The 19,950-nt window shown below is 55.0% G+C and carries 19 protein-coding genes; 2 read left to right on the forward strand and 17 right to left on the reverse strand.

Going from position 1 to position 19,950, the window contains the following annotated elements; genetic code table 11:
* Nucleotides 1-70: 70 nt before the first annotated feature.
* The 13 genes from bcsQ to ACLRGG_RS12505 all read right to left on the reverse strand — a co-directional run bounded on the left by bcsQ (nucleotide 71) and on the right by ACLRGG_RS12505 (nucleotide 13,461).
* Nucleotides 71-862: a cellulose biosynthesis protein BcsQ gene (gene bcsQ, locus ACLRGG_RS12445; protein WP_416250060.1), complete on the reverse strand. Its 792-nt coding sequence runs from the start codon at nucleotides 860-862 to the stop codon at nucleotides 71-73.
* Nucleotides 853-1,569 carry a cellulose biosynthesis protein BcsO gene (bcsO, locus tag ACLRGG_RS12450; protein WP_416250061.1) on the reverse strand — a complete coding sequence of 239 codons (717 nt, stop codon included), beginning with the start codon at nucleotides 1,567-1,569 and terminating at the stop codon, nucleotides 853-855. The genes bcsQ and bcsO overlap by 10 nt, the downstream gene beginning before the upstream one ends.
* Nucleotides 1,570-1,893: 324 nt before the next feature.
* Nucleotides 1,894-2,898, reverse strand: a complete 1,005-nt coding sequence (gene dppF / locus ACLRGG_RS12455; RefSeq protein WP_416250062.1) for a dipeptide ABC transporter ATP-binding subunit DppF — start codon at nucleotides 2,896-2,898, stop codon at nucleotides 1,894-1,896.
* On the reverse strand, nucleotides 2,888-3,874 hold the full coding sequence (gene dppD, locus ACLRGG_RS12460) for a dipeptide ABC transporter ATP-binding protein (RefSeq protein WP_416250063.1): 987 nt from the start codon (nucleotides 3,872-3,874) through the stop codon (nucleotides 2,888-2,890). The genes dppF and dppD overlap by 11 nt, the downstream gene beginning before the upstream one ends.
* Nucleotides 3,875-3,883: 9 nt before the next feature.
* Nucleotides 3,884-4,786, reverse strand: a complete 903-nt coding sequence (gene dppC / locus ACLRGG_RS12465; protein WP_416250064.1) for a dipeptide ABC transporter permease DppC — start codon at nucleotides 4,784-4,786, stop codon at nucleotides 3,884-3,886.
* Nucleotides 4,787-4,795: 9 nt separating this feature from the next.
* On the reverse strand, nucleotides 4,796-5,815 hold the full coding sequence (gene dppB, locus ACLRGG_RS12470) for a dipeptide ABC transporter permease DppB (protein WP_416250065.1): 1,020 nt from the start codon (nucleotides 5,813-5,815) through the stop codon (nucleotides 4,796-4,798).
* A 198-nt stretch (nucleotides 5,816-6,013) separates the two neighbouring features.
* Nucleotides 6,014-7,624: a dipeptide ABC transporter periplasmic-binding protein DppA gene (gene dppA, locus ACLRGG_RS12475; protein WP_416250117.1), complete on the reverse strand. Its 1,611-nt coding sequence runs from the start codon at nucleotides 7,622-7,624 to the stop codon at nucleotides 6,014-6,016.
* 609 nt (nucleotides 7,625-8,233) lie between these two features.
* Nucleotides 8,234-9,952, reverse strand: a complete 1,719-nt coding sequence (eptB, locus tag ACLRGG_RS12480) for a kdo(2)-lipid A phosphoethanolamine 7''-transferase (RefSeq protein ID WP_416250066.1) — start codon at nucleotides 9,950-9,952, stop codon at nucleotides 8,234-8,236.
* Between the two features lie 281 nt (nucleotides 9,953-10,233).
* The gene (locus ACLRGG_RS12485) at nucleotides 10,234-10,989 is read right to left on the reverse strand and encodes a molybdopterin-dependent oxidoreductase (RefSeq protein WP_416250067.1); all 756 of its coding nucleotides are present in this window, start codon (nucleotides 10,987-10,989) and stop codon (nucleotides 10,234-10,236) included.
* Nucleotides 10,982-11,602, reverse strand: a complete 621-nt coding sequence (locus ACLRGG_RS12490) for a cytochrome b/b6 domain-containing protein (RefSeq protein WP_416250068.1) — start codon at nucleotides 11,600-11,602, stop codon at nucleotides 10,982-10,984. The genes ACLRGG_RS12485 and ACLRGG_RS12490 overlap by 8 nt, the downstream gene beginning before the upstream one ends.
* A gap of 12 nt (nucleotides 11,603-11,614) precedes the next feature.
* On the reverse strand, nucleotides 11,615-12,226 hold the full coding sequence (locus ACLRGG_RS12495; protein ID WP_067700355.1) for a hypothetical protein: 612 nt from the start codon (nucleotides 12,224-12,226) through the stop codon (nucleotides 11,615-11,617).
* Between the two features lie 152 nt (nucleotides 12,227-12,378).
* Nucleotides 12,379-12,810 carry an organic hydroperoxide resistance protein gene (locus ACLRGG_RS12500; RefSeq protein WP_416250069.1) on the reverse strand — a complete coding sequence of 144 codons (432 nt, stop codon included), beginning with the start codon at nucleotides 12,808-12,810 and terminating at the stop codon, nucleotides 12,379-12,381.
* Between the two features lie 192 nt (nucleotides 12,811-13,002).
* A complete protein-coding gene (locus ACLRGG_RS12505) occupies nucleotides 13,003-13,461 on the reverse strand; it encodes a MarR family winged helix-turn-helix transcriptional regulator (protein WP_416250070.1) in 459 nt (152 codons plus the stop codon).
* A 61-nt stretch (nucleotides 13,462-13,522) separates the two neighbouring features.
* On the opposite strand from ACLRGG_RS12505, the gene ACLRGG_RS12510 reads away from it, so the two are divergent.
* On the forward strand, nucleotides 13,523-14,140 hold the full coding sequence (locus ACLRGG_RS12510) for an HD domain-containing protein (protein ID WP_416250071.1): 618 nt from the start codon (nucleotides 13,523-13,525) through the stop codon (nucleotides 14,138-14,140).
* 81 nt (nucleotides 14,141-14,221) lie between these two features.
* Here the strand turns inward: ACLRGG_RS12510 and ACLRGG_RS12515 are convergent, their stop codons facing one another.
* Nucleotides 14,222-14,692: an RcnB family protein gene (locus ACLRGG_RS12515; protein ID WP_416250072.1), complete on the reverse strand. Its 471-nt coding sequence runs from the start codon at nucleotides 14,690-14,692 to the stop codon at nucleotides 14,222-14,224.
* Nucleotides 14,693-15,284: 592 nt separating this feature from the next.
* On the opposite strand from ACLRGG_RS12515, the gene ACLRGG_RS12520 reads away from it, so the two are divergent.
* On the forward strand, nucleotides 15,285-16,025 hold the full coding sequence (locus tag ACLRGG_RS12520; protein ID WP_416250073.1) for a helix-turn-helix transcriptional regulator: 741 nt from the start codon (nucleotides 15,285-15,287) through the stop codon (nucleotides 16,023-16,025).
* Here ACLRGG_RS12520 and ACLRGG_RS12525 read toward each other — a convergent pair.
* The 3 genes from ACLRGG_RS12525 to ACLRGG_RS12535 form a co-directional block, all read right to left on the reverse strand.
* Nucleotides 16,006-16,653 carry an acyl-homoserine-lactone synthase gene (locus ACLRGG_RS12525; protein ID WP_416250074.1) on the reverse strand — a complete coding sequence of 216 codons (648 nt, stop codon included), beginning with the start codon at nucleotides 16,651-16,653 and terminating at the stop codon, nucleotides 16,006-16,008. The two genes, ACLRGG_RS12520 and ACLRGG_RS12525, sit on opposite strands and share 20 nt — an antisense overlap.
* Nucleotides 16,654-17,251: 598 nt before the next feature.
* Nucleotides 17,252-18,787 carry a DHA2 family efflux MFS transporter permease subunit gene (locus ACLRGG_RS12530; protein WP_416250075.1) on the reverse strand — a complete coding sequence of 512 codons (1,536 nt, stop codon included), beginning with the start codon at nucleotides 18,785-18,787 and terminating at the stop codon, nucleotides 17,252-17,254.
* Complete coding sequence (locus tag ACLRGG_RS12535; protein ID WP_416250118.1) at nucleotides 18,787-19,935, reverse strand: EmrA/EmrK family multidrug efflux transporter periplasmic adaptor subunit; 1,149 nt, start codon at nucleotides 19,933-19,935, stop codon at nucleotides 18,787-18,789. The genes ACLRGG_RS12530 and ACLRGG_RS12535 overlap by 1 nt, the downstream gene beginning before the upstream one ends.
* Nucleotides 19,936-19,950: the final 15 nt, after the last annotated feature.

Below are 19,950 nucleotides of genomic sequence, written 5' to 3' on the forward strand. Positions count from 1 at the left end.
TTCTGTGTCGTAGCGCAGGCACGCCACGGGATGTCGGCTTTCCCTGCCGGTTAGTGCCGTGGCCGGCGCGCTATCTTAGCGGAGCATGCATTTCCCCGTCGCCGACGGTGATATTAAGCAGCGCGGCAATGCGTTTACTGATAATTTCAATATCAAATGCCGCGCTGGAAACCGGGCTGAATTCAAAAACAGACTGCTGTGAAGCATTGGCCTCTGCGACGCTTTCATCGCGGTTGACCACGCCTAATAATTTGTCGCCCAGGCGCTGCTGCATAAAAGCAGTTACGTCACGGCTGATATTACGGCGGCTGTCGCTCTGGTTCAGGACAAAATAGTGTCCTGCACGGTGGTTAAGCGCGCCGCCGATCATTTTGTCATTTTCGATTTGTGGCAGCAGAGACAGCGACGCCGTATCGGCCAGCAGCACCACAAGATGCAGGTCGGCAAGCGCCGACATGGCTTTCAATGCAGGGCCGGGGCCGGGCGGAAAATCGGCCACAATCACCAGGCCAGGGTAGTTAAGCACGCTGTGCAGCCCGCGGGTAAGAAAGTTGGCGTCGTGGGTCAGATTGTTTTCAAAGGTAATCCGCTGTTCTTCTGTCACTTCCCCGTAGGGCAACACAAATATATTGCCGCCAGTGGTAAGGATCGACTGGCCCCAGTCCGACGCATCGGCCGATTTAGCCACAAAACCGCGCCCGTCAGAGAGGGGCACGCCAAAATGCAGGCGCAGGGCATTTTGCACATCAAAATCTATGGCCAGTACTTTGCTGCCCGCGCGGGCCAGCGTATAGGCCAGATTGGCAGCCAGGGTGGTTTTACCCACGCCGCCCTTAGGAGAACAAACACAAACTAACGGCATGAGGCGATTCTCTCCAGCAGGGGTTGTAGCAACGTGTCTTTCGGCAACCGCCCCGCCGACGCGGCAGGCGTAGCGCTGAATAACTGTTTAAAGCGCGCCTGCTCCGTCTGCGGGACGGCGGCGCTCTGAGGCTGAGTGCGAGAAAACGGCGTCTGCGTACCAGCGGCAAGCGTCTGCGCGGGTGAAATCGGAGGCTGCGTATCAGCGGCAAGAGGCTGCGCGGGTGAAATCGGAGGCTGCGTACCAGCGGCAAGAGGCTGCGCGGGTGAAAACGGAGGCTGCGTATCAGCGGCAAGAGGCTGAGTAGCTGGACGCTGCAACGCTGATTCAGCCGGACCGAGCAGGGCCGAAATGTTGTCAAACAGCGAACCACCCGGCTGAGCGGCAGGTTTTGCGGCGGCAAAGGCTGCAAGGCTCTGCCGCGGCGCGGGCGGCAGTGATAACACCGGCTGCTCAGCCTGCACAGGCGAAGTTTTCAGTGGTACGTTTGCTGGGCTGAATGCCCGCGCGTCGGCAGGCTGCGGCGCGGCTACATCAATACGCTGGCCGTTACCCAGCGCTGACTCCGCGCCGGCGTTCATTAACTGCCGGATGATCGCCCAGTTCGGGCTATCGGCATGCCGCATTTGATCAGACATATCCTTGAATTCTATATGGTTAGTTTGCGTTTTTTCTTTAAAACGCTGCAGGTCATCATAGCTTTTCATAGGAATTGCCGCGCTGAGTAGGAAATTTCGCGGCAATATAACATACAATTTTTATTTGCATCAGAATCTTCTTGCCGCCTGTATTACATCAGTTTGCTGAATAATTAACTATATAGTAAAAACAGAAAACCGGCTTATTCAGGCGGAAGAATGATCTTAAGAATATTTGGCTTAGTGCGCTTATTTTACTCAGGTAACTATTTACCTTAGCCTTTATCCCGCCAGGCCAAAATCAGGGCGAGCCGTTATCCCGCTTAGCGAATGCTTTATTTTTTCTAATGAGAACCGACGCAGAGCCTTTATCGTCTGCGTCGGTTTTGCCTGTCAGCCGGGGATCGGCTGGCCTTCATCCCTGTCCACGGCGAAGCAGGCGATCTGCTGATCCCCGTACTGCTTCAGGCTGGGCTGAAACTGGGTGCAGGGACCAAACCGACGGTGGCAGCGGGCATTGAATGCGCAACCCGGCGGCGGATTCAGCGGGCTGGGCAGCTCGCCGGTCAGCTTGATGCGTTCGCGCCGCTCATCCGGGTTCAGACGCGGCGTAGCGGAAAGCAGAGCCTGAGTATAAGGGTGGCGCGGATTGGCAAAGATCGCTTCCTTACTGCCCCGCTCCACGCAGCGCCCCAGGTACATCACCATCACCTCATCTGCGATATGCTCCACCACGGAGAGATCGTGTGAGATAAATACGTAGGAGAGGCCAAGTTCCTGCTGCAAATCCATCATCAGGTTCAGCACCTGGGCGCGCACGGAGACATCCAGCGCCGACACCGGCTCATCGGCAATCAGCACGTCGGGATCCAGCATCAGCCCCCTGGCGATGGCAATACGCTGGCGCTGGCCGCCGGAGAACATATGCGGATAGCGATCGTAATGCTCGGTTTTCAGCCCCACCTTCGCCATCATCGCCAGCACCTTGTCGCGGCGCTCAGCCTTGTTCAGCCCGGTGTTAATCAGTAGCGGCTCTTCCAGGATCTGGCTGACTTTCTTACGCGGGTTCAGCGATCCATAAGGATTTTGAAAAACGATCTGGATCTTCTGGCGACGCAGCTTTTGCGCGTGCGGATCGTGCCTGAGCAGATCCTGCCCCTGATAAAACAGCTGCCCTTCGGTCGGCGTTTCGATCATCGTCAGCAGGCGACCCAGCGTCGATTTTCCGCAGCCGGACTCGCCGACGACCGCCAGCGTTTTGCCCCGCTCCAGATCAAAGGAGACGCCGTCCAGGGCTTTAACCAGCCGCTCCTGACCAAACAGTCCCTTCTTCACCGGATAGTGCTTTTTCAGATCGATCGCCTGCATCAGCAGCGTCGAATGTTGTTCAGGCTTCATAGCTGGGTCTCCCGGCATCGTCCAGTGGGTAATGACATTTGGACTGACGCCCCGCAATATTACGTAATTCAGGCTCTACAACCCGGCAGTGGTCGTTAGCATAGGGGCAGCGTGGATTAAGCAGGCAGCCGTTTGGTCGGTCATATTTTCCCGGCACCACGCCCGGCAGCGAAGCGAGCCGGGCCTTGTCTGCCGCAAACTCCGGCAGCGCGCGCAGCAGCGCCTGGGTATAGGGATGACGGGGAGCCTTAAAGATATCGACCGCTTTACCGGTTTCCACCACCTGTCCGGCATACATTACAATGATGTGCTGCGCAGCTTCGGCCACCAGCGCCAGATCGTGCGTGATCAGGATCAGCGCCATATTTTCCTGACGCTGAAGATCAAGCAGCAGCTCAATGATCTGCGCCTGAATGGTTACGTCGAGCGCCGTAGTCGGCTCATCGGCTATCAGCAGCTTTGGTCGACAGGCAATAGCCATGGCGATCATCACACGCTGGCTCATACCGCCGGAGAGCTGATGCGGATAAACGTCAAGGCGCGATGACGGATCGGGAATGCCCACCTGATTCAGCAGATCGATAGCCCGCTGGCGACGGGTACTGCGGTTGCCTCCCTGGTGTACCTTAATGGCTTCCATAATCTGAAAGCCGACGGTGTAGCACGGGTTCAGGCTGGTCATCGGATCCTGAAATATCATCGCCACTTCTGCACCCACCAGCTGGCGGCGCTCCTTTTCGGAGATGCGCGTCAAATCACGCTGGTTAAACTCCAGCTTTTCCGCTTTTACCGTGCCGGGGTAGTCAATCAGCCCCATGATCGCCAGGGAGCTGACCGATTTGCCAGAGCCGGACTCCCCAACGATACCCACTACCTGGCCCTGCTCAACCTGATAGCTGATGCGATCTACCGCGCGGAACGGCGTGCTGGCGTCGCCAAAGTGAACCGACAGTTGGTCTAAATTTAATAATGCCATCGGATGCCTCTACTGCTTGAGTTTCGGGTCGAGGGCGTCACGCAAGCCGTCGCCCATCAGGTTAAATGCCAGAACCGTCAGCAGGATCGCGACACCAGGGAAGGTGACCACCCACCAGGCACTTTGCGCATACTGCAACACATCGGAGAGCATGGTGCCCCACTCCGGCGTCGGCGGCTGCGCACCCATACCCAGAAAGCCCAGCGCGGCCATATCGAGGATCGCGTTGGAGAAACCCAGCGACGCCTGCACAATCAGCGGGGCGAGGCAGTTAGGCAGAATATTGATAAACATCTGGCGTATCGCGCCTGCGCCCGCCACGTTAGAGGCGGTAACATAGTCGCGATTCACTTCCACCAGCACCGCAGCGCGGGTCAGACGGATGTAGTGCGGCAGCGCCACAAACGTCAGCGCGATGGAGGCATTGACGATCGACGGGCCGAAAATCGCCACCAGCACCAGCGCCAGAAGCAGGCTGGGCAGAGCGAGCATAATATCGACCAGGCGCATGATAATGGCATCGGTGACGCCCCCGATATAGCCCGCGATCAGGCCAAAAATCACCCCGAAGAGCAGTGAAAGCACCACCACCAGACAGCCCACCAGCAGCGACAGCCGTGCGCCGTACATCAGGCGGGAGAGCACGTCACGACCGACGTCGTCGGTGCCAAGAATATAGTGCCAGCTGCCGCCCGCCTGCCAGACTGGCGGATGCAGCAGCGCGTCACGGAACTGGTCCGAGGGCGCATGAGGCGCAAACACGCTGGCAAAAATGGCGATAAGAAACATAATAACCACGTAAACCAGGCCCGCTACGGCACCTTTATTACGCTTAAAGTAGTGCCAGAACTCCTGCGGAGGAGTCATAGGCTTGGGAGCAGCGGGTATGCTGCCCGGATCGATAATTGACATCCTGGCCCCCTATTTCCTGTGACGAATGCGTGGGTTAACCACGCCGTAAAGCACATCAACCAGCAGGTTGACCAGAATAATCAGCGTCGCCACCATCAGTACCCCTCCCTGCACCACCGGATAGTCGCGGCGCTGGAGCGCATCGATCAGCCAGCGACCCAGCCCTGGCCAGGAGAAAATCGTTTCGGTCAGGATGGCGCCCGCCAGCAGCGTACCCACCTGCAGACCGATGACGGTGACCACGGGCAGCATCGCGTTGCGCAGGGCGTGTACCACAATGACGCGCATCGGGGTCAGCCCCTTGGCACGGGCGGTACGTATATAGTCCTCCCCCAGTACCTCCAGCATGGCCGAACGCGTCATGCGCACGATGACCGCCAGCGGGATGGTGCCCAGCACGATGGCCGGCAGGATCATGTGCATAACGGCGTCTTTGAAATCCCCCGACTCGCCCCAGAAAAGGGTGTCGATCAGCATAAAACCGGTAAGCGGTTTGCTGTCATCAAGGAAAACCGTGTCACCGATGCGCCCGGATACCGGCGTCAGGTTGAGCTGTACCGAGACCAGCATAATCAGCATCATTCCCCACCAGAAAATCGGCATAGAGTAGCCGGTCAGGGAGATGCCCACCGCGGTATGATCGAAAATGGAGCCGCGTTTTACCGCCGCCAGCACGCCTACCGGGATCCCCACCGCCACGGCAAACAGCATGGCGCAGATGCCCAACTCAAGGGTCGCCTTAAAGCGCGGAACGAATTCCTGCCAGACGGGGAGACGGCTTTTCAGGGAGATGCCCAGATCGCCATGGAGCACGCCATAGACGTAGGAGACATATTGCTGCCACAGCGGCTTATCCAGCCCCATCTGGGCCATAAGCTGCGCGTGACGTTCCGCAGACATTCCGCGCTCGCCTGCCATAATCAACACCGGATCGCCGGGGATCATATGGACAAACGCGAAGGTTAACAGGGTGATGCCAATAAACGTTGGGATGACAAGTCCCAAACGTCGGAGTATGAACTGAAGCATAATGATTCTCACCAGTTCCCACCGACTCATAGCCGGAGGGATTATATTTGCTCACATCCAGCGGCGGGGAAACCCTCACCGCGACGTCCCGCAGGACGCCTTTACCATTTTTGCTTCCGAGCGATACAGCAATGGAATTGGGCCGACAGGCGCGGCCCTGAAGCGTTCAGGAGCAGGGCCGGCGGACCGGCCCAACCTTTATTCCTGAATATCGACGTTCTCGAAGTGATGTTTCCCGAGCGGATCGACCACGTAGCCGGAGACTTTTTTGCTGACCGGCTCGTACACCGTAGAGTGCGCAATAATCAGCGCCGGTGCCTGGTCATGCATCACTACCTGCGCCTGCTTATAATATTCAATGCGCTTGTTGTGATCGGCCTCGGCACGGGCTGGCTGAATCTGGTCTTCAAAGGGTTTGTAGCACCAGCGGGAGTAGTTAGAACCGTCCTTCGCCGCCGCACAGCTGAACAGGGTGGCGAAGAAGTTATCCGGATCCCCATTATCCCCGGTCCAGCCCATCATCACGGTCTGATGTTCGCCGGCCTTGGCGCGTTTCAGATACTCGCCCCACTCGTAGGTGACGATTTTGGCCTTAACGCCAATTTTAGCCCAGTCGTTCTGAATCATCTCGGCCATACGGCGGGCGTTCGGATTATACGGGCGCTGTACCGGCATCGCCCACAGGTCGATGGAGAAGCCTTCAGGCATACCGGCCTCTTTCAGCAGCGCTTTCGCTTTTGCCGGATCGTAAGCGTAATCCTGCACCGCATCGTTATAGCTCCACATGGTAGGCGGGATCAGATTTTTAGCGGTCTGCCCTGCTCCCTGATACACCGCATCAATAATCGCCTGCTTGTTGACGGCGGTAATCAGCGCCTGGCGCACCTTCACGTTATCCAGCGGTTTTTTCTCGGTATTGAACGCCAGATAGCCGACGTTCAGACCCGGCATCTGCATCAGGTTGATATTTTTATCTTCCTTCATGCGGGAGATATCCGCCGGATTAGGGAACGGCATCACCTGGCATTCGCCCTTCTGCAGCTTGGCATAGCGTACCGACGCATCCGGGGTGATGGAGAACACCAGCCGGTCGATTTTTGGCTTAGTGCCCCAGTATTGATCGAATGCCTTGTAGAGAATGCGGGAGTCTTTCTGATACTGCAGCAGCTGGAACGGGCCGGTGCCGACCGGGTTGAGGTCAATTTTTTCCGGGGTGCCCGCTTTCAGCATATTGTCCGCGTACTCCGCTGACATGATTGAGGCGAAGTCCATGCCCAGATCGGCCAGGAACGGGGACTCAGCGCGGTTCAATACGAAACGCACGGTGGTGTCATCCACCTTCTCAACTTTGCTGATAAGTTTAGGCATGTCCATGCCGTCAAAATATTCGTAGTTACCGCCGGAGACGCCGTGGTACTTGTTGTTTTTATCCAGCTGGCGTTCAAAGGAGAACACCACATCGTCAGCGTTGAAGTCACGGGTGGGTTTGAAGTCTTTGGTGGTTTGCCACTTCACGCCTTTGCGCAGGTGGAAGGTATAGATTTTGCCATCCTCGCTGATATCCCACTTTTCCGCCAGGCCAGGCACCAGCTCAGTGGTGCCGGTTTTGAATTCGACCAGGCGATTATAGATTGGAACGGAACTGGCGTCATAGGTCGTGCCGGAGGTGAACAACTGCGGGTTGAAGCCTTCAGGAGACCCCTCTGAACAATAAACCAGGGTCTTCGCCTGCACGCCAGCGGCAACGGTCAGAGCGATAAGGCTCAGACCGACCTTCAGCATCCCTCTCTTAGCCGGGGAATTACTCATGCTTTTGCTCCAGTAGTGATGTGGTGTTGTGTGCTTATCGCCTGCCTGTTTTTTATTGAATATGGCATGGCGCAGTGCCTGTCGGCCCAGGTGAAATAAAACCGGATGGGGAATGCTGAAGCAGGAAACACTATCAGACAAATCTGCATCCTTTTTCACTCAGGCTTCAATTTGTCAACAGTTACGGGGAACGTCAATACAACCCACAGGTATTTACACAGAGTGTGAGTAAGTGCAAGCAAATATAAAAAAAAGTATTTCGCCTGAAAGGTAGCGTAATACCCTGGCCAAGGGTGTTCAGGCAGACCAAAACGGGGGGAGTCAGTCGCAATATCAGCACGTTTCACCGTAAAATAACCTTTAAAAAAAACCAGGAATTGGCTCTTTTATGAACGATAACCTTTCCTTATGGCTACACGGGCAGCTAAATATGCTGCAACATCGGTTCAGGAAATGATCAACAATCCATTAACGCGGAGACGGGCAACGCAGCGCAAATTAAGTGGTGGGAAGGCGGCGACAGGCTGATGCCCGCCCGCCCTGATGATGCAGACGCCTTTGTTTGCCGCCTGATGTCGCTCCTTTGCCCGCAGGCGGTCGGGGCCTGGTTTAGGATCCCACCGCAGGCGACTGGCGCTTATTTTCAGCGGGTGCGGCTGTGCCAGGGGCAGCACACCAGTTATTGGTCTGGTTTATGCCCCCATCCGGCGAGGTATAGCCCAGACAGCCCAGAATGGTGTCGAACAGCTCAACCTGCCGATGGGTTTTCCCGACGCGCTGCTGGGCCTGAAGACGCTCAAAGGCACGCTGATTATTGCCATCGGCCAGATACTTATCCGACGCCCAGACAATCATCGGCACGCGAAACTGCTCCGGCGGCGCCATATTTCGCGGCGTGCCGTGCAGATGCATATTTTCACTGATGGATTCGCCGTGGTCGGCGGCGTAAAAGATAATGGCTTTTTTGTCCCGTAGCCGGTCGATAACGCTATCCAGAACGGTATCGGTATAAAGTACGGAGTTATCGAAGGCGTTGATCAGCATCGCTTTACTACAGGTTTCATCCACGCCCATACACTCCGGCTGGTAACGGGCGAACTCACGCGGATAACGTTGGGAATAGAGGTAGTGCGAGCCTTTGGTATGTAGAACCACCAGATGTTTGCCCCGCGGATGGCGGTCAAGGGATTTTTGCAGCTCCGGCACCAGCAGCATATCGTCTACCGACCTGCCCTGGTTCTGCTTTTCAGAGCCGATCTGCTCACGGAATGCAAAGTTGTCCGCATTGGTGTTGTTGTAAAACCACACTTCACTCTGCATGGCGAACAGTTCGGAGCTGAACCCCAGTTCCTTCAGCACGGCAAATATATTTTGTTCCTTCAGCGTCCTGCCCGGCCCCTCTTCAGTTCCCCCTTCACGCACAAACATACAGCGCAGGGAGAGCTTTGTCGCCGTATCGCAGGACTCGCCACGGAAGGCGACGAGATTTTTCTCCTTCGACAGCTTCGGCGTGGTGTCACGATCGTAGCCCAGCATGCCCATATGGTCCCAGCGCGTGGTTTCACCAATAACAAAGACCACGTAGGTATCATCCAGTCCGGCGGGTGCCACATAGGTGAATTTTTTCGCCGGGTCGAGCAGGTCCTTGCTATCCATTTTCTCATCGAAGCTGGTATAGGCAAACAGCCCCAGCGCGCTGAGCCAGTTTGACGGCAGATAAGAGTGCGCCACTACGCCGCCGTAACTCGGCAGATCAATATTGGTCAGCTTTTCATTAATGTTTTGCTGCTTATCAAAATAGCGGATAGGCAGCCATACCAGCGCGACGGCCAGCAGCAGCGTCAGCAGCGGAACAAGACGCCGCCCGCGCGTCTGGAGCTGTTCGAGCAGCGTAAAGCGCAGCGCGTTTCGCCAGATCATCAGCAGGGGCAGCGCGCTGACCAGTACCATCCACAGCATAAAGTGGTAGCCGATTACCTCTTTTGACAGGTCGGTATCGGTGGTCATGACCGATGCGACAATGCCATAGCCGATAACGACGTTGAAGAAGCTCATATAGTAGCTGGCCGCTACGGAAATCAGCAGCAGCGCGCTGGCCGTAAGCCGCCAGAAGAGCCGGCCCCCCAGCGAGAGCAGGCGCAGCAGAAAAAATGTCAGCAGGACGATGGCCGCGACTTCGGCAAGGGCCGACAGCCACTGGGAAGCTTTGAAATGGGCCAGAAACGGGTCAAATCGACGGTAAAACACCGATAGATTAAGAAATATACCGATGTAAAAGGCCAGCAGAAGCGAGAGCTTTTGCTGCGTAAGCAACTTTATATAATTCATTAAACTTTTTTTCCTGGTGTAACCTAAACAGTTCTTAAACGATATTCAGACCTGCGCATTACAACAGAGTTCGACTGCCGGGTCGATAAACCTCTGGCCGCAGAGTAGTCTGCTCTCCCCGGACAGGCGTGCCGGGCACGACGCCTGCGATGAAGATCATTACCCGCAGGTGATAACGACGAAATAAGCGATTGTCTTGTTGGAAACGACAGGAAGAAAGGCAGTATTACAGTGCAATGCGACCGTAATAACGTTAACAGAGACTAACCCGGAGGCCCCCCTCAAATGCCGCTAAAGCCGTTGTAGCCCTGGTCTTCCCAGTAGCCGCCGGGATTATCGTTAGTGACAAAGATCGCCGCAATATGTTTGGCGTTCTTGAAGCCGAGCTTGGTGGGTACGCGCAGCCGCAGCGGATAGCCAAAGTCGGGCGGCAGGGGTTTTTTATCAAAATCGAGCGCAAGAATGGTTTGCGGATGCAGCGCGGTGGCCATATCCAGACTGGAATAGTAGCGATCTTCGCACTTAAAACCGACGTACTTTGCCGTCAAATCGGCACCGATGTGCTGCAGGAAGATTTTCAGCGGTACGCCGCTCCACTGGCCGATGGCGCTCCAGCCTTCAATACAGATCAGGCGGGTTATCTGCTCAGTTTGCGGCAGACGCTGCAACTGCTCCAGCGTCCAGGGCGCTTTCTTCTCAACTTTACCGGACACTTCCAGGCGATAGTCGGCAATATCAATGTCAGGTACGTTATATTCGGGATAATACGCGTTGAAGCGGAAGGGCCGGGTAATCTGGGATTCGCTGTAAGTTTGCGCCAGCCTGCTGCCGCTGAACAGCCAGGCCTGAACCCGGTCGTTCCAGCGCGACATCGCCCACAGCACCTTATCCACCTGGTCACCGTCCTGGAGATTACAGCCGGTCAGCATGGAAACGGCACCCAGCGTCAGGCCGGAGCGGATCAGCAGACGGCGCTCGAGATCCACCAGCTTTTTGCGCTGGTCCGGCTCAAGAATTAATTTTGGTTTTTTACTCATCGTCCGACTCCTCCCTGCGACCGCCGGTGATCATCGCTGGCAGCGTTTTCGGCACCAGCAGTACCATAACCACATGAACGACCACGAACAGCGTCAGGCCGCTCATGGCAAAAAAATGGACGTAGCGCGCAGTGTCGAAGCCACCGAACAGGGCCACCAGCCAGCTAAGCTGTACGGGTTTCCATATCGACAGACCCGAGAGCACCAGCAGCGCGCCCAGCAGGATCACCGTGACATAAAGGAGCTTCTGTACGGCATTGTATTTACCCTGCTGATGCGGAAGTTTGAAACGCAGCGCGCGGCCGATTTCACTCATTGCCATGGTAAGGGAAAGCGGGAAAAAGCGCCTTTTGAAGTGACCACTCACTCCGCCCCAAATCAGGTAAAAGAGGGCGTTGGCAAACAGCAGCCACATGACGGCCAGATGCCAGGCGATGTTGCCGCCCAGCCAGCCGCCCAGGGTCATCACTTTTGGAAAGGTGAAGCTGAAAAGCGGTGAGGCGTTATAGATCCCCCATCCGCTCATCACCATACCGACCATCACCATTACGTTCAGCCAGTGACACAGGCGTACCGGCCAGGGATGAACGCGCTTTCTGGTTATTTTCGGCATGATCACTCCAGGTTACATCGGTGGCGTCAGGCCATCTTTACCCACGGAGATGCCCCGTGCCACCAGGTTGCCCTGCGCGTCTTTGGTCCCAAACAGCACGACTTTAGTGCCCGCTTTCAGCAGGCTGCGGTTGCCCGGCTCAATCAGCACCACAGGTACATCGTCAGGCACGATGACCGTTTTTTCCTGATCGTGAACCTTCACGGTCAGCGTACGGCCATTGCTGTTAACCAGCTTGCCAACGGTGCCGTTGGTCATGGTGTTGATTTTGCCATCCGGGGATTCAAAGGGGTTAAAACCTTCGCCGCTGCCGCGCAGGTCCGGGGCAAAAACGTGAACTTCCAGGGCTTTCAGCTCGCCGTTCGCCATAGGGACAGCGGCCGTGCCGATATAGCTGTCAGCCTTGATATCACTCATCTGCGCCTTGCTGACGCTGTTGACTTTGGTTTGATCGGTGACTTTTACATCCAGCTTCTCGCCCTGGCGGGTGGTTATCTGCACGGCAGAGTTACTGACGGAATCAATGGTGCCACGAGTGGGTTTAATGGTGGTATCTGCCGCCAGCGTACTGCCGCTGACCAGCAGAGAACCCAGCAGCAGAGCTGCAATACGAGACTTAATCATGTTCATCTCCTGAACGAGTTGGAAACCGTGTTTTAACGCGTTTGCCCGTTAAGTCTGGTCGGACTGAGTAAATAAACGAGGAGAAAAAGAAAAGAATTATGTTAAAGAAAGTTACGATACAGGGCAGCAGACGCTGCCCTGGTAAGCACTAACTATTCGTTGATGATATTCAGGGTCACATCAATATTGCCGCGGGTGGCATTAGAGTAAGGACAGACAATGTGCGCAGCATCGACCAGTTTCTTCGCTTCTGCTGCATCCATCCCTTCCAGATGAATGTTCAGTTTTGCTTCAATACCAAAGCCGGTTGGGATAGGACCGATACCGACTTCGCCTTCAATGAACGCCTCTTTTGGCAGGGCAATTTTGTCGCGGCCCGCAACAAATTTCATCGCGCCCAGGAAGCAGGCTGAGTAGCCCGCCGCGAACAGCTGCTCGGGGTTGGTGGCTTCACCGCCCGCGCCGCCCATCTCTTTCGGCACACCCAGTTTTACATCCAGTACGTTGTCGGAAGAGGTAGCGCGGCCATCACGACCACCGGTGGCTTTTGCTTTTGCACGGTAAACGACTTTTTCTAAAGACATGGTAAAACTCCTGCGGTTGGTGTTTTATATTTTGTGCGACTCTATCGCGCACGATTTATAAACCGGTTTTTACTATTATAGACCCGGATAACGCATAACGCGCATCCCGTTGCCTCTTCTCCGTGGATCCGGGCCAGCATGCTAAACGCGTGGTCTGGCCGACAGACTCAGGAGAGGGTGAGACTGAATACTTCACCCGTTGAGATTATCCCTCAGGGTTTCTAAATCCTGCTTCAGCGATTGTAGCGTCACGTCATCACAGGATGACGCAGAGAGCACCGATTCCGGGATGCCCGTCGCTTTATTGCGTAATACCTTACCCTCTTCGGTCAGGGTTACCACCACCTGACGTTCGTCCTTGCGCGAGCGTTGCCGGTTCAGCAGCCCCGCCGCTTCCAGCCTTTTCAGCAGCGGCGTTAGCGTGGCAGAGTCAAGAAACAGCCGCTCACCAATTTCCGACACGGTTACATCATCCCGCTCCCACAGCACCAGCATTACCAGGTACTGCGGATAGGTAATATCAAGCCGGGTCAGGAGCTGGCGATAGAGCTTATGCAGCGCCAGATTGGCAGAATAAAGCGCAAAACAGAGCTGTTGATCGAGCAACAGTGGCGTGTCTTTCGCTTTTTTGTCATCTTGTTTGTTATCCATGGCAAAAATATAAATAGCACGCTACATAATTGCAAGCAAATTTTAATCTCTGGGGGTAAGGGTGATGCATTCACTGGAAGAACGGGCAAGACGCTATGCGACCAGGGCACATGCAGATGCGGGGCAGCGACGAAAATACACCGATGAGCCTTACATTGTACACCCGGCTGCGGTGGTTGAACTGGTGCGCAGCGTGACCGACAGCGAGGTCATGCTGGCTGCCGCCTGGCTGCATGACACGGTAGAGGATACGTCCAGCACGCTTGCCGATATCGACAGCCACTTTGGCCCTGAGGTTGCCAGCCTGGTTGAAATGCTCACCGATGCGCAACAGCCACAGGCAAAAAACCGCGCGGCGCGAAAGGTTGCCCACTTTCGCCATACAGCAAAGGCTTCAGCCGACGCGCAGACCATAAAACTCGCAGATATTATTGATAATACCCGCTCTATTATTCAGTTTAACGCCGATTTCGCTCGCGTCTATCTGGTTGAAAAACGGGTACAGATCACGCTGCTGACCGACGGCGATCGCGATTTGTGGCAGCAGGCGTCAGCCATTATTGAACGTGGTATCAATCAGCTAACCCAGGCGCCCTGGCACGTTCCGCCCTCCTGGTTTGTGCTCCAGCAAAATAAATACCCGGTGTCTGACGACCCGCAGCCCTCAGCGCACGGCTAAAAGCCCGCATCAACCACTGCGGGCCAGGTTTCGCTAAGCGAAGAGTAAGGGAGAGGAGCGGCATCGCCGCCGCCGGGGCGATTACTGCTTGTAGAAAATGTCGCCCGACTCTGCTTTTAAAATCTTCCCATCTTCTTTGGAAATCAATACGTAATTTCCGCCCATATAGGTCCAGCTGGTACCTTCGTCAGGTGGCGGAAGGTGACGGGTTTTCCAGTCGATAATCTCATACTTTTTGGTACGGTACCGATCCGGGACCACGCTGCCGAGGGTAAAGCGCTGGAAATCTGCAAAAAAGGACGTGATCTCATAAGGGTGTGCCGGATCCGGCTGAGCCGCGTTATCGCCGTCCTGATTCTGCGCGGGCTTTTGCCCCTGAGGTGCCGGCGCGGGAATGGCCTGAGGATCGGGGGACTGTGCGGCAGGCGCCTGCTGGTCCGGGGTGGGCTGGGGCTGCACGGACTGCTCGTCTGCGGCCCAGGCCGTTGATACCAGCGGCACGGCACCCAATAAGAGGGCTGAAAACAACAATACGGACGTCGACTTACTCATAATATCTCCACATTTATTACTATCCTGTTGCCTGTCGGCGAGGGAGAGAGAGTCAACCCCTGCGGCCGCGCAGCGAAGCATTTTATGATACCTGCCTGCGCAAAGGAGGGAAGGTAAATCGTACAGCCCATGATGATTTTATTTATCCTACAGGTAAGCGATGTGTGAGGGTTGTTAGCTGGAATCATCAGGAACAGGTCACTGAGACAAACAGTTGCAGTGTTTTTTATCAAAAAAAATTAATCAGTGAATTCTTCAGCTAAGCATATGAACTTTAAGATAATGCATGAAAGGAGATGCCGGAGTGGCTTGCCATACGGTTTGAAAGGACAAAATGGGGGTGTTAAATTAGTAAGAATTTCCGGACAGCGAACGCTTTTTTTATGCCCCGTCTGCCCGGAAAGGTTTTTCCCTGGTGTCGGCTAAATTAGCTACCTGACAGTTGATGTCAGGTTTTTTTTGCCTCTAGCTTACGGAATCTATTATAGGTCTTCAGCCTGATTCCGTAAGTTGTACTTAAGTACTGCATCACCCTGTACTTAAGTACATCACCATGCTGAAACAGGGAAGCTCAGATCTTCAGGGAGTCCACATGTTTTCAATATTTCAGGAAAATCAGATAATAACGGAGACACTCCGTAATTATATCGACAGGAAACTTTTATACCTGGGCAGCCCGGAGTATGCATACACCGTCGTCAGCAAGAAAAATCCATCAAATCTTCTTATTATTTCCAGTTATCCTGACGAATGGGTGAACCTTTACCGTACCAATAACCTCCAGCATACCGACCCGGTTATACTCACCGCGTTCAGACGGACCTCTCCTTTTGCCTGGGACGAAAACATCACCCTGATGTCCGACCTGAAGTTTACGAAAATTTTCTCACTGTCGAAGCAGTACAACATCCTTAATGGCTTCACCTTTGTCCTCCATGACCACTTTAACAACCTTGCGCTGTTATCGATAATCATTGACCGCAACGTGCAGGATCATCTGGAAGGGCTTCTTTCAACCGACCGCGCCACCATGCAGATGCATCTGATTGAGATTAACGAGCAGATGTACCGGCTGGTGCACTCCGTCTCATCGGGCCGGGGACATGCGGACGCCAGCAACAATAAAGCTATTTTCACCACACGTGAGAATGAGGTGTTGTACTGGGCAAGTATGGGAAAAACCTATGCGGAAATCGCCACCATTACCGGTATCTCTGTCCGGACGGTGAAGTTTCATATGGGCAACGTGGTCAGCAAACTGGGGGTGAGTAACGCCCGCCAGGCAATCCGGCTGGGCGTTGAGCTGGAGCTGATTACGCCGACGCAGTCGTAGCCGTAAGTGACATCGGCCAGCTGACGAGTGACGACTCAGAAGCATGGATTGTGGCATTAATTTTCGCGGCCATCTGCGCCTGGCTGTCCCTGTCCGTCGGCAAAAAGAGCAAATAAATACGCTCTTTCTCACTGAGCCAGGCCTCTTTTAACGGCTTTATCTGCCAGCCTGAACGCTTGAGGATGGTCAGCATTGCCCGGCTGACGATCGTGTAAATCCCATTGTAGCTATAGTGGCGGGCATAGTTAATCATCGCCAGGAACAGTAACTGGCTAATGGGATACCGTTCACCCAGCAGCTGACGCGCACGCGCCTTATCAACAAAAAAGCGGCTCGACTCCCTTTCACCCGGCGGCAGCGGCACATCGTCAAAACAGGCCTTAAAGGTGTGGGTTATCATATTAGGCTGATCGAGACTGGTAAAACGTACGCTACAGATTAGCTGACCCTGATACAAACCCAGAAGGTAGCGCGTTCCCGGCGTGTCAAACTCATCGAACTCCATATCCCTGTTGCACACAACGTCCCAGCCCAGCCGGTCACTGAAGGTTTTCTTGCGCAGGCGGTATAGTTCATCCGACTGTACGCCTTTAAGTTCATCGTAACTGACGTCAAAAAATTCAAGCATTCCATCACCCTGATTACGTTAAATTTACTAAACAAAAATTCCACGACTGACAGAAGTCGGTAACCACTATTGTACAGGGGTTTTTAATGAGATGGTTAAAACTGTCTTATGCAAAGATATAGTAATTGATGAAGTTAATTGATGCGACAGGGTAGATGTAAAGGTACAGCTACGGATTACGTGACATATTCCGGCGGTTTACGCGGCCTCCTGAGCGGCCAGCCTCTATTGTATTCGATCATCTCTGTGAGGAGTTAGTCTCAGCGCGGGCGTGAAAATTCGATTTTTTTCTAACTTAAACCCTGCATAATCAGCCAATAACCCTTTTTTTTCAGGACGCCCCCCGAGAAGGGGTTAATATTCGCCTGGCTGGAATAAAGGTGAGCGCCTTCGTGATTCGCCCGGCGAGCCCCTGCTGCAATCCGCCACGCACCGGTCCCCCGCCTGAAACGGACATAAGGTAGCTAATGTGACGCCCTGACAGGAAACTTAACCCCTCCTGAAGCAATGAAAACCCCTCACTGGCGCCACCAGCCCTCCCGCCGCCGGCGTTGTTATGCGCAGCGGGCCTTGCAGGGCGGCGATCCCGATCGTGGAGTTAATGTCTTACCCTCTCCAGGGTGGGTTTAGCGAACCACACCAGCAGGGTAAGAAACAAAAATACCGCAGCGGACAGGGCAAAAATCTCATTGGCGGAGAGCAGGAGTGCCTGCTGGGTGATCTGCTGGTCTGCCCAGGCCAGAGTCTGCGCCGGGCTAAGCCCCATACCCTGTAAAACCTGCTCTGTCTGCTGCCAGGCAGGATTACCCGGCCGGATAAACTCGCTTAATTCGCTATGATGCAGCGTTTCACGCCGGCTCCAGAGCGTAATGGTTAATGAGGTGCCGATGGAGCCAGAGAGCGTACGCAGAAAATTACTCATGCTGGTCGCGCTGGCGAACTTGTCTGACGGAAGGCCGGCAAGCGAAATGGTGGTCAGCGGCAGAAAGAAGCAGGCAATGGCGAATCCCTGGATAAACTGAGGTAAAACAATAGCGGAAAAGGTGATATCAGGGGAAAAGATCACCGCCCGCCAGTAGTAACACATGCTGTAGACGATGAAGCTGAAGGTGACCAGCAGGCGCATATCCATCCTGTTACCGTAACGGCCGATTAGGGGGGCCAGAATCAGCGGGATAAACCCAATCGGCGCGTAGGCGAGTCCAGCCCACAAGGAGGTGTAACCCATGGCCTCCTGGAGCAGCTGCGGCATAAGAACGATTGCACCGGAGTAGATGAGATAGGCGCAGACGATGCACAGTACGCCAATCGAAAAATTGCGCGACCTGAACAGGGTAAAATCCACTATCGGGTTCGCACTGCGCGTTTCGTGAATAATCAGTAAGGTCAGAGCAATAACCGAAACGGCGGCCAGAACAACAATCGCCGGTGAGCTAAACCAGTCCAGATCTTTACCCTTACTGAGCATAATTTGCAGGCTTCCAACCCCCATTACCAGCAGGCTCAACCCGGTAAGATTGAGCTTAACCGGGTGGGTGACCGTCTCGCGCCCCTTAAGCAGAAACACGCTCATCACCACGACAATCACTCCCATAGGTACGTTGATGAAGAATATCCATCCCCAGTGGTAATTCTCACAGATATAACCGCCAAATATTGGACCCAGGATTGGGGCGATAATCACCGTCATTGACCAGGTCGCCAGCGCCAGCGTGCGCTTCTCGGGGGGATAGTTCCGCAGCAGCAGGCTTTGCGAGAGAGGGATTAATGGTCCGGCGACCAGTCCCTGTATCACGCGAAAAGCGATCAGCAGATCGAGACTGTTTGCCAGGCCACAGCAGAGTGAAGCGATTACAAACAGCGTGACCGAAAGCGTAAAAAGCCGGACTTCCCCCAGCCGCAGCGCCAGCCGGGCAGTGACAGGCAGTGAGATGGCGTTCGCCACGCCAAAGGAGGTGATCACCCAGGTTCCTTCATCCGTCGACGCGCCAAGGAAGCCAGAAATGGTCGGAATGGCCACATTAGAGATCGTCGAGTCAAGCATCTGCATAAAGGTTGCCAGCGCTAATCCGACGGTAACCATGATCAGCATCCCCCCCTTCAGGGGGACCGGAGCGTCAGCGGCGGCGGCCATCACAGTCCTCCATTCTGAGCGATGACCTGCTCAATCTGACGGTCGATGTCAGCGGTATCCAGCACCAGGGCCATACTGCGCCACGCCGGCACCGGCGATACCTTTTGCGCCAGCGCCTGCGCCGCCGTTGAAGTGCCGTCTGCGGTGATAATCGTCGCCGTGGCGGAAAGCCCAATGCGCAACGGGTACTGCTGGATTTGCCGGGGATCGAGCGCCACCCGAACCGGTACGCGCTGGATCACTTTGATCCAGTTTCCTGACGCATTTTGCGCCGGCAGCAGTGCAAATGCGCTGCCGGTGCCCATGCCGATCCCCTCCACTGAGCCATCAAACACCAGGCTACTGCCATAGAGATCGATCACCACATTGACCTTCTGACCGATCTTCACCGCATTCAGCTGCGTCTCTTTAAAATTGGCATTGATCCACATCTGATCCTGCGGCACGACCGAAAGCAGCGTTTGTCCGGCGGCCACCGTCTGCCCGACCTGCACGCTGCGCCCGGCGATATAACCGGTAACCGGGCTGCGGATTATGGTGCGCTGTAAGGCGAGCCAGGCTTCACGCAGGGTATCCGCCGCCTGGAGAACCTGCGGATGGTGTCGCAGCCTGGTGTTGAGCAGCAGCGCCCTGTTTGCCTGGTAAAGCTGGACGGCAGCCGCCAGCGACGCTTTGTCGCTCGCCACGGCATCGCCAGCATGTTCCAGCGTTTCACGGGCGATCAGACCTTTTTGGTAGAGCTGCTGCTGACGTCTGAAATCGGCTTGCGTCTGATTCAACGCAATGGCGGCCCTGTCGGCATCGGCGGAATACTGCCCATCCTGTAGGGCCAGCTGATGAATCTGGCGTACCGTCCAGGCGAGCGAGCTTTGTGCCTTTTTGAAGGCTATTTTCGCATCCGTGTCATCCAGCACTACCAGCACATCGCCTTTCTTCACCAGCTGGGTGTCAGCGTGGTTAATGGTCACCACATTTCCCGCAACCTGGGAAGCGATGGGATTAATATTGCCTGCGACATTGGCATCATCAGTACTTTGCCGATCGTTGATCATAATCAGCCAGTAAGCCGCGACGGCAATGCATACCAGCAGCACAATAAGCAGCAGGACGACAATGCCCTTTTTATTCTTCGACAGGACTTTTTCAATACCAGAATCTTTCAC

The sequence above is a fragment of the Erwinia sp. PPS120 genome, from assembly GCF_047918655.1.
GTDB classification, from domain to species: Bacteria; Pseudomonadota; Gammaproteobacteria; order Enterobacterales; family Enterobacteriaceae; genus Erwinia; species Erwinia tasmaniensis_A.

Bases quoted from the DNA above. Each gene is read 5' to 3' on its own strand.
- bcsQ (WP_416250060.1), bottom strand. From the start codon at position 862: ATGCCGTTAGTTTGTGTTTGTTCTCCTAAGGGCGGCGTGGGTAAAACC.
- bcsO (WP_416250061.1), bottom strand. From the start codon at position 1,569: ATGAAAAGCTATGATGACCTGCAGCGTTTTAAAGAAAAAACGCAAACT.
- dppF (WP_416250062.1), bottom strand. From the start codon at position 2,898: ATGAAGCCTGAACAACATTCGACGCTGCTGATGCAGGCGATCGATCTG.
- dppD (WP_416250063.1), bottom strand. From the start codon at position 3,874: ATGGCATTATTAAATTTAGACCAACTGTCGGTTCACTTTGGCGACGCC.
- dppC (WP_416250064.1), bottom strand. From the start codon at position 4,786: ATGTCAATTATCGATCCGGGCAGCATACCCGCTGCTCCCAAGCCTATG.
- dppB (WP_416250065.1), bottom strand. From the start codon at position 5,815: ATGCTTCAGTTCATACTCCGACGTTTGGGACTTGTCATCCCAACGTTT.
- dppA (WP_416250117.1), bottom strand. From the start codon at position 7,624: ATGAGTAATTCCCCGGCTAAGAGAGGGATGCTGAAGGTCGGTCTGAGC.
- eptB (WP_416250066.1), bottom strand. From the start codon at position 9,952: ATGAATTATATAAAGTTGCTTACGCAGCAAAAGCTCTCGCTTCTGCTG.
- ACLRGG_RS12485 (WP_416250067.1), bottom strand. From the start codon at position 10,989: ATGAGTAAAAAACCAAAATTAATTCTTGAGCCGGACCAGCGCAAAAAG.
- ACLRGG_RS12490 (WP_416250068.1), bottom strand. From the start codon at position 11,602: ATGCCGAAAATAACCAGAAAGCGCGTTCATCCCTGGCCGGTACGCCTG.
- ACLRGG_RS12495 (WP_067700355.1), bottom strand. From the start codon at position 12,226: ATGATTAAGTCTCGTATTGCAGCTCTGCTGCTGGGTTCTCTGCTGGTC.
- ACLRGG_RS12500 (WP_416250069.1), bottom strand. From the start codon at position 12,810: ATGTCTTTAGAAAAAGTCGTTTACCGTGCAAAAGCAAAAGCCACCGGT.
- ACLRGG_RS12505 (WP_416250070.1), bottom strand. From the start codon at position 13,461: ATGGATAACAAACAAGATGACAAAAAAGCGAAAGACACGCCACTGTTG.
- ACLRGG_RS12515 (WP_416250072.1), bottom strand. From the start codon at position 14,692: ATGAGTAAGTCGACGTCCGTATTGTTGTTTTCAGCCCTCTTATTGGGT.
- ACLRGG_RS12520 (WP_416250073.1), top strand. From the start codon at position 15,285: ATGTTTTCAATATTTCAGGAAAATCAGATAATAACGGAGACACTCCGT.
- ACLRGG_RS12525 (WP_416250074.1), bottom strand. From the start codon at position 16,653: ATGCTTGAATTTTTTGACGTCAGTTACGATGAACTTAAAGGCGTACAG.
- ACLRGG_RS12530 (WP_416250075.1), bottom strand. From the start codon at position 18,787: ATGGCCGCCGCCGCTGACGCTCCGGTCCCCCTGAAGGGGGGGATGCTG.